Genomic DNA, 16,154 nt, shown 5'->3' with positions numbered 1-16,154 from the left:
AGTTTCTGTTTTGTGGAACGTTTTTAATGAACAGGCAAGATGCCTGTTCCACAACCAAGTTTCTGTTTTGTGGAACGTTTTTAATGAACAGGCAAGATGCCTGTTCCACAACCAAGTTTCTGTTTTGTGGAACGGGCATCCTGCCCGTTGCTGATATTGCGAGTTTAGAGCGATCGCAGCTTTTGGGCCAAAACATCTACATAAGGTTCGCTGCTGTGCTGGTTCACAACCATTTCGTAGCCCCGCTGCGCTTGAGATTCAGCTTCTTGAGGATTTGAAAGCAAATGGACGATCGCCTCCCGCAAACCTGCTGCATCTCCCACATTTACCACTTTGGCAATATCCGGGGCCGCTAAATAATCGACCATACCTTGAGTCCGAGTAATGACGACCGGCCGCTTGCAGGCCATTGCTTCCAGTAAACCCTGCACTCCAGCAGCATATTTATTTTCCGCCAAACAAACTGCAATTACGTCTGCATCGCGGTAAAGCTGCACTAAATCCGGCCATTCGTAGAACTTGCGGGACATATTTTCTGGCATAGTATCGGGGAAAGCTTGCGATAAAGCTTTGGCATCTTTAGAAAAACCGCTAATTTTTACGTCAACATCTAAGTCCGCAGTTGCTGCTGCTAAGAGTCGGTAGTCGCGCTTTTCTAATCCGACGCTAACAACCGTTTGCCGCTTTTTCTCGCCAGAAACGGGGCCGGGTGTGAAAAACTTAGTGTCTGTCTGGTCTAGATGCACTAAAATCCGGGATTCAGGTAAAGCTAAATAACTGCGGAGGAAGTCAGTTTGAGGGCTGGCGCAAGCCATGAACACGTCTATTTTGTCGGCCAAACCGAATAGTTTCAGGGCGACGCGGCCGCGCAGCCGATCGATATTGTGGAAATGTACAACAATTTTCGGGCGATCGGGCTTAGCCCCGCAAACCGCCGCCACTGGAATGCCAATGTCCTCGCCGTTACAAAATATCACGTCGTCGCTGCTGACTTGCTCGGACAATTTGCGCGCGGCGGCCCAATGTTCGGGTTTAGAAGAAATTTTCGATCGCAGCTTGTCGCTCAACGATATCGCTTCGCCATCCGGGGCGTGAACGGTGGCATTTAAGCTCTCTCTGAGGGCCCGCAGGACGTGGCGGGGGCATTTGCCGAGTTGGGCATCGCGGTCAATTCCATCTAGGTCTATTTTGCGACCTAATGCCAAATGGTATTTCAAACTATTCTCCTTATATTTATTCTGGTGCTGGCACAAATTATCTAACCTCTGAAGATTCTATCCTCTGCTGTTGAAAGTGCTAGTACGATCGATCGGTCGATTTTAGATTTTAGATTTTAGATTTTAGAAAAATCTGGGGGGTTCTCCCTCATGTGTAAATTTTTTTGAGTTCCATCAATCTCACATCTTGCACCATTCTCAAGAACGGGCTCTGGGGCCCGTTCCACAAAAGATAAATTTTCTTGTGGAACAGGCCGGAAAGCCTGTTCATAAAAGGATTATTGACAATGGTGCAGCACATGAGATCAATCCTGTCTGGGGCTTGTATCGCAACCGCGCTGACGGTTAGGAAACCGGGTCGATCGACACCCGCGCCCAAATCCTGTACGAATCAAAAACAGTGACCAAGAATTTCTAGATGGTACCGCCACGTGATTTATCTCGCGCAAATCAATCCAAAATCGAAAATCTCAAATCCTTGCGTCCCCCGAATTTATCTCGCGCAAGTCAATCCAAAATCTAAAATCTAAAATCTAAAATCGAATGACACGCGCCGATCGATTCCAAGGACTTAAGCTTTTATGCTGAAGTTAGCTAAAAAATTTATGTTTAACCTCATGTATATTTCTCCAGAGCAAGACCAAAAAATTCGCTACACCATGCGCGAGTGCGGTCAAGAAGCTTACAAACTCGCAGCAGAACCTTTTGAAGTTTCCGAGAAAGGGCCCAACGACTACGTGACGAGTATCGATCGATACCTAGACCGACAACTATCGGCAGCATTTAGCGCTTTGTTTCCTGAAGACGGCAGGATTACCGAGGAAAACAGCGCCTCCAGAAGAGCTTACCGCGCCAATTACCAGCGCCTGTGGTGCATCGATCCCCTCGACGGGACTGAAGAATTTATTCGGGGAAAACTGCACTACGCTTCGATGGTGGGGCTGCTGCTGGAAGGGAACCCGGTGGCCGGCTGGCTCTACGCCCCGGCTTTTGACCAAATGTATTTTGGCGGCAAAGATTGGGGATTGTTCCAAACTGTCGGAACCGAAGCGCCACAGCCGATCGCCCTGTGCCCACCCCCGGCCCCGACAGCAGAAAATTGTAAAATTGTTCTCGGAGACAAAGACCAGAAAAACTACGCCCGGGCGATCGCCCAAAGCATCCCCGGAGCCGAATTTTACTCGCTGGGCAGCTTTGGCTTAAAAGTGATGGAAGTTATCTTCGGTCGAGCTGGTTTGTACCTGTATCTCAACGGCAGAGTTAAAGTGTGGGATACCGCCGGCCCTCTGGCTCTAGCAAAAGCAGCCGGATTGGTTTGTTGCGACTTGCAAGGTCAACCGCTGAGGTGGAGTAAAGATGCGATCGAGCCGGAGACTCTGACCCACACCCAGTCTATCGCGATCGGCTGGCCGAACTACATAGAACCTCTGTTGGGTAAAGTTCAACAGGCAGTGGCAGGCTTGTAAACCCGTTTAAGATTAAAGAATCTGCCGATTTTACGTGAACCGGGCCTCTGCACCCTTATCATCAATTAAAGGAGCAACGGATTGTTTATGTTCCCAAACATCGATCGTTCCCTAGCTGTTGGGTGTCGCCTAATCATATTTCCCACCTCCGCGAGTTTTGCATGAAGACAGAAGCTTTCAGTGAGCTATTCCCTCTATTTAAGGGTGCTAACCCAGAAACCTTGGGAGGGCTGCTATCAAATGCCGTCAAGCATGAGTATCCCCCGGGCCGAGCTGTGGTGATGGAGGATTCTTGGGGCAACGCTATTTACTTTGTCGTGTCTGGCTGGGTCAAAGTCCGGCGCTTGTCAAACGATCGAGCTGTATCAATGGCTATTTTAGGACGGGGTGCCTTCTTCGGCGAAATGGCCATTCTGGACGAATCTCCCCGATCGAATGACGTACTTGCTCTATCGCCAGTGCGACTTCTCAGCGTCACAGCTCAGCGATTTATCCAAACCCTGTTTAAAGACCCGCAATTGCACCACCGGATGCTGCAACTGATGGTGCGGCGACTCCGCCAAACCAATCTCCGCTATCAACTCCGAAACCGGCAGCCAGCGGTTAAACTAGCAAATACTTTAGTCGAGCTGGCAGAAAACTACGGTCAGAAAACTGCTGAGGGCAAAGAGATCTTCAATATTCCTTATGAAGACTTAGCTGATGTCACAGATATCACCCTAGATGAAACCAGCAAAATTATGGAAAAACTCGATAGTAAAGGTTGGATCAAAATCGATCCAGACCGCCAAACTATCCATTTGATCAACCTCAAGCACTTGATTAATTTGGCAAGTCAATGACTGATGTTACTTATGAGGATACCTCGTCGGCTGCCGGCAACCGTGAGGGGCAACTAACAGCACCGACAATTCAATATTCGGTGGCGATGCCCAATCCTGAATCCCATCTCTTTGAAGTAACTTTGCGCGTGCAAGGTTGGTCGGAGCCGGTTCTGGATTTAAAAATGCCTGTTTGGACTCCCGGTTCTTACTTGGTGAGGGAGTACGCCCGCCACCTGCAAGATTTTAGATCCCAGGCGGGCGATTCCCTGCGGGATAGCTACGCCGCGCGTGCTTTACCTTGGCGCAAGAAAAGCAAAAATCACTGGCAAATCGAAACTAATTCGGTGTCAGATATCACGGTTTTCTACCGCATTTTTGCCAACGAACTGACAGTGCGAACCAATCATTTAGACTCGACTCACGGTTATTTCAATCCGGCGGCTTTGTGCTTTTTCTTGCCCGGTTTTGAGCGCAACTGCTACACCGTGACAGTTGTGCCACCGCAGCCAGAATGGCGCACCGTTACTACTTTGCCGCCTGTTTCCGGCCAAAATCTTACTTTCGCTGCTGCGGATTTTGACACTCTCGCAGATAGTCCTTTTGAGATTGGCTGTCACGAAGTATACGATTTTGAAGTGATGGGAAAACCCCACCAGCTAGTTGTTTGGGGAAAAGGCAACTTAGAACCCGAACGCACGATTCGAGACATCCAAAAAGTGATCGAAGTCGAGGCAAAAATGTTCGGCGGTTTGCCTTACGAACGCTATGTGTTTTTCCTGCATTTGTCGGGAGCGGGTTTTGGCGGTTTGGAACACAAAGAGAGTTGCACTCTCAACTATCCGCGTTTTGGTTTTCGGGCTAAGGAAAAGTATGAACGCTTTATTCAGTTAGTAGCTCACGAGTTTTTTCATCTGTGGAATGTCAAGCGCATTCGACCGAAAGCTCTTGAAGTATTTGACTACGAAAAAGAGAATTATACTCCTTCTTTATGGTTTTCTGAAGGCACTACCAGTTATTACGATTTGGTGATTCCTTTTCGCTCTGGTCTCTACAGCGTGAAAGGTTTTTTCCAAGGTATGTCTAAGGAAATTACTCGCTTGCAGACGACTCCGGGGCGGAGCGTGCAGCCTGTCAGTGAGTCAAGCTGGGATGCTTGGATTAAACTTTATCGCCGGGATGCTAACAGCGACAACTCGCAGATTTCCTATTATTTGAAAGGGGAAGTTGTTTCGTTTTTGCTCGATTTGTTGATTCGAGCCAAACACGGCAATGAGCGATCGCTCGACGATGTGATGCGTTTGATGTGGCAGAAGTTTGGCAATGCTAATTCTGCCCAAAACGGCGATTTTGACCTGAAGTCGGAAACAGACGGCAAATCGGCGCATTTAACCTCAAACGGACACTTAAATTATCCTTCGCTACCCGCAGAAATAGGCTTTACTCCAGAACAGTTGCAAAGTGCGATCGAGTCCGTCGCCGACATCGATTTGAGCGACTTTTTCGCGCGCTATATTGACGGCACAGAAGAGTTGCCTTACAACAAGTATCTGGAACCTTTCGGGCTGGAACTCACCGTCGGTGAAATTGACCAAACACCTCGCATCGGTTGGACGTTGGGAGCGGAAAACGGGCGGGAAATGGTGAAATTTGTCGAAGCTGAATCTCCGGCACAATTGGCCGGAATTGATGCTGGGGACGAGTTGCTGGCGATCGAAGGTTTTCGGGTAAATGCAGAACAAGCGGGCGAGAGACTAAAAGATTTCAAGCCTGGGGATACCGTCTCGGTGACAGTTTTTCACCAAGACGAACTGCGGACTTGTCGCGTTACTCTCGCCCCGCCGCAACCTGGCCGTTACTCGATCGTGCCGCTGGAACAGCCCACCGCTATTCAGAAACAAAACTTTACTGGATGGCTGGGAGTTCCTTTATCGAAATTGTGACATAAATAAAGGGGAAAGGGAAAGAAAAGACAAAAAGGAATCAGGCTCAATTCCCAATTGCCAATTCCCAATTACCAATTCCCAATTCCCAATTACCAATTACCAATTTTGATTATGCAAACCCCACCTCCTCCATCAATTACGCCCCGCCAGATGAATCTGCTGAGAATTGTTGCTTCTATGGCTTGGGCTGACGGCGAACTCGCGACAGAAGAAGTTAATTTAATGCTCGATCGCTTTTGTCGTTTGTTTGCCCCAGATACCGACGGACAACAAATGCAACAAGAATTGCGGGATTACGTCATGCAAAATATCCCCCTTGACGAGTTGATCGGCCAACTAGAAACTCAAGATGAAAAGGAATTAGTCCTGCAACTCGGCTATGAAGTGATTTCATCTAGTTCTCGCACTCCCGACGAACCAAAAATTAATGCTGAAGAAGCTGCTGCTTATCAAAAATTAGTTCAGTTGCTGAATCTTTCAGAGGATGCGGTCAAGCGTATTGAAGCTGAATCATCGGCGGGAGATACTTCGGAGGGAATTGTCGAGAAGATGGCTCAAAAATTAGAAAAGTTCATCAAAGGCTAGTTCGGGACTTGCGTGCGCTTGGCTTAGAAACCCGGTTGATTCCTAAATTTCTCGTTAATAAACCTGGAATTTTTCGTAGAAACCGGGAATAAGCCCCCTATCCGTAAGTCGGGTTACGTAAGTATTAGACAAAATTGCATAAGTTTCGGATCGATCGACCGCAGATGTAAGGCAGATAAACACAGATTGACGCAGATAATTGAAGGATAGTTTAGGATTTTTGGAATGCAAGTCTAGTGGAAGAACTGTTAACGTGTTAGGCATCGTTGCGAACCCTAATGAATGAGAATTAAATAACTTCCACTCTTGAAAGTGGGATGGGCCTAAGAGCCCGTCCACTCATGACGGGCTATAAGAGCCCATCCCACAATAACAATTAAAATTGTAAGTTATTTAATTCGCGATCCTAAGCTCGATCCCCCCTTGTAGGGGCGGGCACTCTTAGCACCGCCCCTACAAGGGGAGGACAAGAAATTACTCTTGCGTCCCCCAACAATCAGGGGGATGCTGCAAGGGATCTCGCCCGGAATAAATAGTTTTAACCCAAGGGTATTGAATAATTACCTTGTAAAGGGCGTTGTCGAGAAAAAATATCGAAAAAAACATCCTAGCTGCTTTTCTTAAAAAACAGCTAGGATGTTTTAATGACAAGCTATTTCAGGACTTTAGCCTGCTGTTGCCAAAGCTCGATTCTTAGTTTGACCGATCGCCAAACATTTTTTAACAGCAGCAATCACATCTTCCACATCTGCATCTGTTAATTTTGCAGAAATCGGCAAGCTAACTGTATGCCGCCCAATGTAGCCAGCATTCGGATAATCTTCGGTATGCCATCCAAACATTTTTTGATAGACAGGATGTTCCGGCATACTCATGTAATGTACGCCGACACCGATATTTTCAGCATTCATAGCGTTGAGAAACTCGTCGCGGCTGATTCCTGTTTTGGCTTCATCTACCAGAATGGTGTACAGGTGATAAGCATGAATTGTATCCGGTTCGGGCTTCGCTGGCAAAGTAATCGGCAAATCCGCAAATGCTTCGTTGTAGCGCTGCCAAACCTGCTCCCGCCGCTGCCAATAAGGAGCAACTCGTTTCATTTGATGAATGCCGATCGCAGCTTGCAGATCCATCATATTGTATTTAAAACCGACCTCCACCACTTGGTAGTGCTTGTAACCCGAGTCTCCGAAGCGCTTCCAAGCATCTTTGCTCATACCGTGCAGCGCTAAAATTTTGAGCCTGTCGGCGTATTCTTGACTGCTGACGATAATCATTCCTCCTTCGCCTGTCGTAATGTTTTTGGTGACATAAAAGCTGAAGCATCCGAAGTCGCCAAATGTGCCTGCTTTCCGCCCCTTGTACTCTGTTTCGATCGCGTGAGCACAATCTTCAATTAACTTCAAGTTGTGACGGCTAGCAATCTCGCAAAGCGCATCCATATCGCAGGGACGACCTGCGAAGTGAACTGGCAAAATTGCTTTAGTTTTTGAAGTTATTTTAGCTTCGACTTGAGCCGGGTCAATATTCATTGTCACCGGATCTACATCCGCCAGTACCGGCGTTGCCCCGGCGTGGATGATCGCATTAACTGTAGCGCAAAAAGTCATCGGAGTAGTAATGACTTCATCCCCCGGTTCTAACGAAGCAGCGAGGATGCTCAAGTGCAGTGCCGCCGTACAGGAATTGACTGAAATCGCGTACTGGGAACCCTTGTAAGCTTTGAAGTCATTTTCAAAACTCATGACTTTAGGGCCTGTACCCAGCCAACCTGTTTTCATGGTTGACACCACTTCTTGAATTTCGGCATCTTCGATCGCCGGAGCGCCGAAAACCAAAAAACGGTCTTTTGAACGAATAGGAGCGTTGTTCATGTTGCTAGTCTTACCCAGTAAGTAAAGTTGATCGAATGGAAGTGTTAATGAAGGCGGTATCAGCGTTTCTTATTTATTTTTCTAGCTCCATCTTGTTTGCTAATACCTTGTGTAATGGCATCTTTTGTATAACAAGCTTAGTAATGACCAGCCGTTTTTCCGCAAGCGCCTGAGTATGACAGAATTTATCTATTTTAAGATATAGAATCTGCAATGTCCAGTCGATCGTATTTCAGTTTATGAGCGATACACAAGCTCTCGCCTGCATTTTGTGTTTTAAATACTTTATTCAATAAAAACACGGGTACTTCTCGCTTAACTTTTCGTAAACTGTCGAACATCTATCCCGATCTAGATTAGACAGCGAAGTTATCTAATTTTTGATTTTTGATTTTAGAATTAAGAATGACTGATTCCCGTCTGGTTTGGAGCTTGCCTGGAGTTAGATTTTTTTGTAGTGGTGTAAAAAGTAGGCAAATTTTGCACAAAAAAAATGTAACTTTCCTGTTATTGATGCAGGTTCAGCAACATTCTGCGATCGATCAAAGCAATCAACCGTCCTCGACCAAATCCACTACAATCTAGGCAGACGAATCTTGTTCAAAACGTCTTGCAGCCGTTCTGACACGCCGCCCAATTGTTCTGACAAAGCTACAAGTTTGCCGTAAGCTTCAACTAAACGATCGCCCTCAACATAAACTTCTGGAGTAGGATAATTTTTCATCGCTTCCAGCAGTGTAATCTCGTTATCATTAGTTGCAGACAGCACCAAGGCAGATCTCAAAGCTTCTCGATTTGCATTCCCAGAAGGAGTGCGAATTACCTCACCCACCTCATCGAGAATTATTTCCCCAACCTTGCTGTTAAGCGTCCGATCCAAAAAGCTTTGACTGACTTTCACCGGTCTCGTCAGACTGTTGCGAACGGATTCCGGGTCTTTTTTTGCTTTTCCCAGCAGCATTTCTAAGCCGGGCGACATTTTTCCAGTTTCTACAAAAATTTCTAATTCGCTGACTGGTAAAGTCATTCGGATCGCACTGTATTTGAGCACTACCTTTTCGGCAGCCACAGCAGCATTACTGTAAAATACAATTCCCGCGCCTGCTGCTAAAAATAACGTCCACCGCTTTTTGAAAAATGCTCGACCCATACTCAAATCTCCCAACATCTTTTTCTACTTCGACTTTGACACATCTTATTAGTTACTGTACAGGCTCAGGTATTCGGGAAATGCCACATTATTCGATCGCCCCAACACTTATACCATTTTAGATTTTAGATTTTAGATTTTAGATTTTAGAACTGCGAATGACTGATCGTCGTGGTTTCGAGTATGGGCCTAGAGTTGCATGATTTTTGGGAACTGGTATTACCGATACCGGATGCTAGGCAAAAAACTCTGTTCAGGACGCTGCTACGGGCCTCTGTGTGGGGGATGCAAACCCTACTGATTCTCTCGATCCTAGCAAAATGCCTAACGCCAGCTCTTCTATCAGTGAAGGCTGGCGTTGGGCTTAAATTTATTTTATATATTTAGGGTCTTTATGAAAGCTGACCCCAATTGAACGAGTTACAAGCGGTTTATGATTAGGGCCTTTAAATTTGCTGACCCCAATTGAACCCACATTCTTATAATTACAGGGATCGCTGGAAAACCACGATTTCATAATAATTTCTTTATATTTATAACTTTTTCTTGCCTAAGATAAATTTTTGTCTCGATTTGTACATTTTTGTTACTTGGACTTCGGGGAGCGGCCCTCGGCCCGCTGCTCCCAGCGAAACAGGAACACCATCAGGGCCACCACTCCGACTTGGAGGGCAAAATTGGGCAAAGCAGAGCCAATTTCGCGGCCAGAGGCAATTTTAGCGAGGAAAACCAAGCCGCCGATAAAGCCCGAAGCGCCACAAGCTACATAGACAAACTGTCGCAGAGGCCGGTAGGGAGTGGCCATTTCTGCGGTTAAACGCTCGTATTGTTGGCGGCTGAGGTTGCGCGGGTTTTTTGGGATGTTTGTGCGATCGTCCGAATTTGGAGCTGGCATAGATTTAGAAAATAAGTAAATTAGGATTGGGCCACAAAAACCCGGTTTCTACCAGAAATCCTCTGGCTGAGGTCGCCAATACGGTCGCAAAACCAGGTTTTTGGTCATGTGGGCGCAAGTCAAGCGAATATTAGACTACAACAAATATCTCACAACTGCCGAAACAAATCACCGCTGAAGCAAAAGCACAACTGTTTGCAAACAGCCAATAAAAACACCCAAAATGCCTCCTAAATTTACAATTCCCTGCAACTCGCTTTTGACAATTCCCTGAATTGCTAACTCCAACTCTTCAGGAGAAGTACCTTTGACTCGATCGACAATCACCTGGTCAATATTCAAAATTGGGATAGCCTGAGCTACAATATTTTCTAAATCCCGCTCTAGATAGCGCTCTAAAACCAAAGCCAGTTCTTTGCTGACAATTCCCAGGGAAGCGCTCATCACCGCTGAAGTTTGCAAGCGATTGAGAATCAACCGCGAAATATTTTCCCAGTCAATAGATTTACTCAACCCCTCAAGTACATCTGTACCCCGCTGCTGAACATAGCTGCGAACACTGTCGCGCATAGTTTTTCGCAACTGTCTCACAGTCGAAACCGGTAAATTTTGCATCGACAAATTTTGCAGCCATTCCTGAATTCGCCCGCGAATTCCCAAAGAAATAGTTAACTCTGCTAACCGCTGATTTGTCGCTTCTCTGTCATCCAGACAAAAAGTCCGCAGCCGAGTTAAAGTGTTCCGCAAACCAAACAAATTTGCGACTACCCAATAAGTGCCGCTGGTTTTTTCTCGAAACCCTTCATCAATGATCGAAATATTGCGATCCGTCAAAAAGTCAATTAAAGCCTGCCGCAGCACTTCCGGGGGTATTACTACCTGCAACAACCACTCAGCAAGCTGAGCCGCCTGAGCTTCAGTTAGCTGAATCTCCAGCAAAACTTGGTCAAAAATTTGATTTAGCTGAGCTTCTAAAAAATCTTCCCGGCGCGCCAAAACTTTGAGAATTCGCGGCACAGATTCCCCCAGCAAATCTCGCAGAATGTTAGCGAGAATTTTAGCCGTTTTTTGCTCTGCGTCTGCTTTTACCTGATCCAGCGCCAACTGCAACAACCAGAGAATCACCGACTGCATCCGCTCGGTTTGCAGGAGGCGGCGCGCCAAGTTTTGCAGTTCCTGTGGCGTCAGCAGCGAACCCATAATTGTGTCGGAAATTCGCTTTGCTAAACGCTCTTGGTTGCGGGGGATCAAGCCTGGAGTGAAAGGCAACTTCCGCCCTTTGATGTAAATAGCTCGATAGGGACGGAACAGCATTTTGATAGCTATATCGTTAGTGAAATAGCCAATAATTCCTCCCACTACAGGTGGGGCCAACAACAGCCAAATGTCAGACGGATTCATAAGATTTTAGATTTTAGATTTTAGATTTTAGATTTACTCCACAGATGAATCTGGGGGGTTGAACCTTGGTCTAAAATTTTGATCTGGGGTATTCGATCGACCGAAACTGCAACCACTTTTAATTTTCAATTGCTTTGACTAATACCAATACTCCCATCATAGCTCCGGCAATGGGGTAGTGGGTGGCGGTGGCAAATCCGGCTTTGTTGGCGATCGCGACTTGCTCCTGGCCGATCGGGAATTTTTCTAAACTAGGATTAATGTAGGCATATTCTTGAGTCATGCCAAATTGCTGAGCAACGGGCACTACAAGAGTGTCTAGATAAAACTGCTGAAAGCTCCGCATTAGGGAATTGCTGGGGCGGTGGAGGTCGAGAATAGCTGCTTTGGCACCGGGTTTGAGCACGCGGTGCAATTCCTGAAGACTGCGGGGGATGTCAGTCACGTTACGCAGGCCGTAACCCATTGTGGCGCAGTCGAAGTAATTGTCAGCAAAAGGCAAGTCTAGGGCGTCAGCTTCTACCCAGGAAATGGGACTGGCAGGGGTGAGAAAAGGTCTCGCGCGCCTAGCAGCCACGGCCAATTGTTCGGCGGAAAAATCTACTCCAAATACGCAACCGGTCGGCCCTGCTTGTTTGGCCAGCAACAAAGCTAGATCCCCGCTGCCGCAGCACAAATCTAAACAAGTATTTCCGGGGCCCGCACTGCTCCATTTCACCGCCATTTGCTTCCAAATCCGGTGCTGCCCAAAGCTCAACCAGTCGTTCAATTGGTTGTAAATTGGTGCAATTCGATTAAATATAGTTTTAATTTGTTCTGCGTTATTAGTCATTAGTTATTAGTTGTTAGTCATTGGTCATTAGTCATTAGCCATTAGTCATTGGTCATTGGTGATTTATCAGCAGGAAAAAATAATTAATCCGTGCATTCATGTCATGCTGTCGCCAGTCATTAATGCTTTTTTATTTGTTAGCTATCCGCGAGATTTTGTCTTGAATCCTTCGTTGGCTCTTATTTTAAACTCAAGACAGAGAGCCGACTAATAACTAATGACTGACAACTAATGACTGACGATCCCGCCCAAAAACAGGTACAAGCTCCCGACAATCGTCGTGGAAATTCAAAAATTTTAGACTTTTGTTCAAGCTCCAAGATTCACTGCGCTGCAAGTAAATCTAAAATCTAAAATCTAAAATCTAAAATCGATTGACTGATGACTAATGACCCTGAAAACTCGTCAATACCAAAGCAACTTCTTGAGCGGCGAGGTGAACTGTTGTGAGTTCGTCGGGGCGCAGGGAACAAGGTTGTTTCCACTGCATGGAAATCAGGGCGATCGATCGACCTTTGTGACTCACCGGGATGGTCAGGTGAGCTTGAATGCCGGATTTCTGATAGTGCGGCAGGCTCGCTAAGCCTGTGTCGAGCCCAATATTCACAGCACCCTGAATAGTTTGAGAGGTAATTGCTTCTCGAACCAGAGGATCGTCTGCCAGCCAATTTTCCACAGTTGAACCAGTGGTGTGACAGCCTTGGACTGGTATTAAAACATTTCCTTCCACCAGTTGCAAAATGCAAAAGTCCGCCAAAAAATTATCACTTATAGCAGTAGCAATTGGATCTAAACTTGCTTCCAAACTCGGATAATCCACAGCCGTTTGCATGATTGTTGCTAACAGTTGTATTTGATTTTGAGCGCGATCCAATTCCTCAGTCCGCTGCTTGAGAACTTCATAAGTCTCTGCTGCCTTTTGCACCACCATTTTCAGTTCGTTCGGGTCCCAAGGCTTGGTGATATACTTATAAACCTGTCCTGAGTTAATCGCATCCACCAAGTCTTCAATGTCCGTAAAACCAGTCAAGATAATTCTGACCGTATTCGGAAACTGGGGCACGGTTTTGCTCAAAAACTCCGTTCCCTTCATTTCGGGCATCCGCTGGTCGGAAATGATTACGGCGACCTCGCCTTCGATGCCGAGGACTTCCAAGGCGCGAATTCCGCTCTCAGCTTTGAGAACGTTAAAATCTCGTCGGAAAGTGCGGTAGAGTAAATCCAGATTGTCTGGTTCGTCGTCTACTACCAGCATTTTGGGCTTTTTCGGTCTGTGTAGGGTCATGAGCTGGCGTTTAATTTGATCTAGCTCTGAAATGGCATTATCCATAACAATACGATAAACTCCCCTTTGTACATTTAGGCGAGCAACTATTCTGTAACAATAGTCTCATAACTCACTTACTATTAATCTATCGCTCTGCCGCGACACGAGCCTTGCCGGTATCCAATCACACATAACTTAGCCTTAGTTTTTGATTCAATTATGACTGATAAACCGCAAGATTCCTCCCCTCCTGCATCTGCATCCTCCACAAATGCTGTGGATGCTGAAAAGTTAATTCGATCGCTCCGCCGCAAAGAAGGCACTTGGGTAGAGTGGGGACAGGCCTGCACAGCACTGCTAAAAGCTGGCTACAACTCTCAAAGGATTTTTGAAGAAACTGGTTTTGAGCCAATTCAGCAAAATCAAGTAAGCGTCGCAGCCCAAGTTTACACCAGCATGGTAAATGCTGGGGCTTCAGAAGAAGTTCGATCGCACTTCCTCCGCAAAGGTAGCGATATCTTATACGAGTTTCGGATTCTCTCTCAAGTAGAGCGGGCTGGGGCGGCGGCTTTGATGCTAGCACACAATTTGGATGTTGACGATGCTCGCCAAGTTGCTAAAGCGATCAAGGAGTTTTCCCACTTCGGGAGTCTCCCCCAAGGTTTCACAGATACTCCCGGCGATGCTATGGCTTACCAGTGCTGGCAATTGGCGAGACAGAAAAGCGATTTGCAAGAGCGATCGCGCCTAATTGCTCGCGGTTTAAAATTAGCTAGCAGCCCAACCGCTAGGGCGCAAATCGAGCAGTTGCTCGTTGATTTTACCGTAGTTCCGAGACGGGAAGCGCCCCGCTTGCCAGTCTACCGACTCGATACCGAGGAACAATTGCCCCGAATTGTCCCGGTTGTGGGCAAATTGCCGCTTTCTACGACAGATTTGCTGGCAGTGCCTTTGCCGGAGGAAATCGAGCCGTTCCGAATGGTAAAATTTTCTGGAGCCGGAGCTTGGGTGCCGATTCCCGGATGGCAGGTAATTTTGAACGCTGAAGATCCGGTGGCGGTTTTGGAAATGAGCGATAGATTGCCGGTACCGCTGCAAGGCAAAGTTGAAGAAGTTTTGATTATTGCCGATCGAGCGCAAAGACAGTGGGATGCTGACAGTTATTTCCTCGCCGATAACGCTGGCAATTTAGAATTGTACTGGTTTGAACAATCCCCGGATATTCCTATTTTGGGGCGAGTTGTTCTGGTGATGCGTCCGAAAAAGATTGTGGATGAAGACTATACGAAAGATGGATGGCAAATTGATGATTAGTCAGTTGTCATTAGTAGGGTGCGTCGCGAGCGAAAATCCTAAACAAAGATCGAAAATCTCATCGCGACGCACCTTATATTATTTGCGATATACCATTGGCGATTGGCGATTTTCAATTCGGAATGATATCAAGTGCGATCGAGCGTAATATTTGGGCGCTTGGTGCGTCGCTACTAGATATTCGATTTGCTCCAAATATCGTCTGAAAGCGACGCACCCTACCAACTTCTTCCTCGATCGTATTAAGTGCGATCGTAATATTTGGGCGCTTGGTGCGTCGCTACCAGATATTCGATTTGCTCCAAATATGGTCTGCAAGCGACACACCCTACAAACTTCTTCCTTCTTCCTTCTGCATGACTAATTCGCAGAGGGCGGTTTCGGTTCTTCAATTTGCGGAACAGAATGCTGTTTCTTAAATCGATTAAAGCCGTAAACCGCAGCAGCAATTAACAGCAAATAAGGACTGTAAGCCAACAGCCAAATACCCAAACCAAACAAACCGAGCGTCAATTCACCCACAGAATGAGTCGCTTTCCCCCAAGTTTCCTGCGCCCGCAAACCGAGAGAAGGTTCGGCAGTTTGTTGAGCCGATACTGCTGCTTCTAGAGTTAAGCTAATAGTCGAATAGGCTACTTGATTTCGCAAACTTTTTAACTGAGCGTCAATGCGTTCGATCGACTCCCGAATATTACTCAACTCTTGAGCAGCTTTGAGCACGTCGCCGACAGAACCCGATCGCTCCATAATTTTTAACACCATTTCCTCGGATTTGCGGAGGTTCCGCAGCCTAGCCTCGCTGTCAACTAATTGAGCGGTAACATCCTCAGCCGTCAGAGAACGGTTTTCTACTGTTCCGAGTTTGGCCAAAGCGTCTAAAGTCGTTTCTAACCGTTCTTGAGGCACCCGAATCTCCACAGACGCGGTTTGGCGGACACTCGAATCCGGCGGCTTTTGATTTTGGAAACCCAAGATATCGCCTTGCTGTGTTTCGACAATATTAGTAACAGATTTAGTGCTGGCATCAATAGATTTGACAACTACACTGAGTTGGGCTTTTTTAATCAGTTGGGGACGGGTTGCGGGAGTTTCTGCTGCTTTTTTTGATGCACCAGGAGTTTTTGACCTTTGGGCTACTGGCTCCGGTGCTGGTGCCGATTGTGGAGCCGATGCCGCAACTTGGTTTTCACGGCTGCTGGATGAACCTGCGCCGCCTGGTGCGCTGCTGGACGTTTGAGCTCCTCCGCAGCTAGGCAAAGCAATGGTTGAAGATAAAGTTAATAATACCGCCACAGCAAAACGAGTTGTGCTGCTGTTGGCTGGGTTTGGGTTTGGCTTGGGCGGGGGGGAATTGATTTTGAGGTGAGTTTTCATTTGGGTGACTCC

The 16,154-nt window shown here is 46.7% G+C and carries 13 protein-coding genes; 5 read left to right on the top strand and 8 right to left on the bottom strand.

Going from position 1 to position 16,154, the window contains the following annotated elements; genetic code table 11:
• Positions 1–164 precede the first annotated feature (164 nt).
• Positions 165–1,217: a glycosyltransferase family 4 protein gene (locus QUA50_RS05175; RefSeq protein ID WP_333259631.1), complete on the bottom strand. Its 1,053-nt coding sequence runs from the start codon at positions 1,215–1,217 to the stop codon at positions 165–167.
• Positions 1,218–1,822: 605 nt separating this feature from the next.
• Here QUA50_RS05175 and QUA50_RS05170 point away from each other — a divergent pair.
• The 4 genes from QUA50_RS05170 to QUA50_RS05155 all read left to right on the top strand — a co-directional run bounded on the left by QUA50_RS05170 (position 1,823) and on the right by QUA50_RS05155 (position 6,035).
• Positions 1,823–2,683 (top strand): inositol monophosphatase family protein, encoded by an 861-nt coding sequence (locus QUA50_RS05170; protein ID WP_333259629.1) that lies wholly within the window; start codon positions 1,823–1,825, stop codon positions 2,681–2,683.
• Between the two features lie 161 nt (positions 2,684–2,844).
• On the top strand, positions 2,845–3,525 hold the full coding sequence (locus QUA50_RS05165; RefSeq protein ID WP_333259626.1) for a Crp/Fnr family transcriptional regulator: 681 nt from the start codon (positions 2,845–2,847) through the stop codon (positions 3,523–3,525).
• Entirely contained in the window at positions 3,522–5,447 is a 1,926-nt protein-coding gene (locus QUA50_RS05160) for a M61 family metallopeptidase (RefSeq protein WP_333259623.1), read from the top strand. The genes QUA50_RS05165 and QUA50_RS05160 overlap by 4 nt, the downstream gene beginning before the upstream one ends.
• Positions 5,448–5,561: 114 nt before the next feature.
• Positions 5,562–6,035: a TerB family tellurite resistance protein gene (locus QUA50_RS05155; protein WP_333259620.1), complete on the top strand. Its 474-nt coding sequence runs from the start codon at positions 5,562–5,564 to the stop codon at positions 6,033–6,035.
• Positions 6,036–6,700: 665 nt separating this feature from the next.
• Here QUA50_RS05155 and QUA50_RS05150 read toward each other — a convergent pair.
• From QUA50_RS05150 to QUA50_RS05125, 6 genes are all read right to left on the bottom strand, one after another.
• Positions 6,701–7,909 (bottom strand): DegT/DnrJ/EryC1/StrS family aminotransferase, encoded by a 1,209-nt coding sequence (locus tag QUA50_RS05150; protein WP_333266809.1) that lies wholly within the window; start codon positions 7,907–7,909, stop codon positions 6,701–6,703.
• 574 nt (positions 7,910–8,483) lie between these two features.
• Positions 8,484–9,059 carry an alpha/beta hydrolase gene (locus QUA50_RS05145; RefSeq protein WP_333057718.1) on the bottom strand — a complete coding sequence of 192 codons (576 nt, stop codon included), beginning with the start codon at positions 9,057–9,059 and terminating at the stop codon, positions 8,484–8,486.
• A 586-nt stretch (positions 9,060–9,645) separates the two neighbouring features.
• The gene (locus QUA50_RS05140) at positions 9,646–9,954 is read right to left on the bottom strand and encodes a DUF3493 domain-containing protein (protein ID WP_333057719.1); all 309 of its coding nucleotides are present in this window, start codon (positions 9,952–9,954) and stop codon (positions 9,646–9,648) included.
• A 168-nt stretch (positions 9,955–10,122) separates the two neighbouring features.
• Positions 10,123–11,355 (bottom strand): DUF445 family protein, encoded by a 1,233-nt coding sequence (locus tag QUA50_RS05135; RefSeq protein WP_333057721.1) that lies wholly within the window; start codon positions 11,353–11,355, stop codon positions 10,123–10,125.
• A 118-nt stretch (positions 11,356–11,473) separates the two neighbouring features.
• Entirely contained in the window at positions 11,474–12,187 is a 714-nt protein-coding gene (gene ubiE, locus QUA50_RS05130; protein WP_333266806.1) for a bifunctional demethylmenaquinone methyltransferase/2-methoxy-6-polyprenyl-1,4-benzoquinol methylase UbiE, read from the bottom strand.
• A gap of 385 nt (positions 12,188–12,572) precedes the next feature.
• Positions 12,573–13,517 carry a response regulator gene (locus QUA50_RS05125; protein ID WP_333266805.1) on the bottom strand — a complete coding sequence of 315 codons (945 nt, stop codon included), beginning with the start codon at positions 13,515–13,517 and terminating at the stop codon, positions 12,573–12,575.
• A 156-nt stretch (positions 13,518–13,673) separates the two neighbouring features.
• On the opposite strand from QUA50_RS05125, the gene QUA50_RS05120 reads away from it, so the two are divergent.
• Complete coding sequence (locus QUA50_RS05120; protein ID WP_333266803.1) at positions 13,674–14,768, top strand: RuBisCO accumulation factor 1; 1,095 nt, start codon at positions 13,674–13,676, stop codon at positions 14,766–14,768.
• A gap of 360 nt (positions 14,769–15,128) precedes the next feature.
• Here QUA50_RS05120 and QUA50_RS05115 read toward each other — a convergent pair whose 3' ends face one another.
• Complete coding sequence (locus tag QUA50_RS05115) at positions 15,129–16,142, bottom strand: DUF4349 domain-containing protein (protein ID WP_333266801.1); 1,014 nt, start codon at positions 16,140–16,142, stop codon at positions 15,129–15,131.
• Positions 16,143–16,154 lie beyond the last annotated feature (12 nt).

This window comes from Microcoleus sp. M2_D5 (genome assembly GCF_036701935.1).
GTDB lineage: Bacteria > Cyanobacteriota > Cyanobacteriia > Cyanobacteriales > Microcoleaceae > Microcoleus.
Note: the sequence above shows the minus strand (reverse complement) of the source record. Positions and strands in the feature narration are given on the sequence as shown.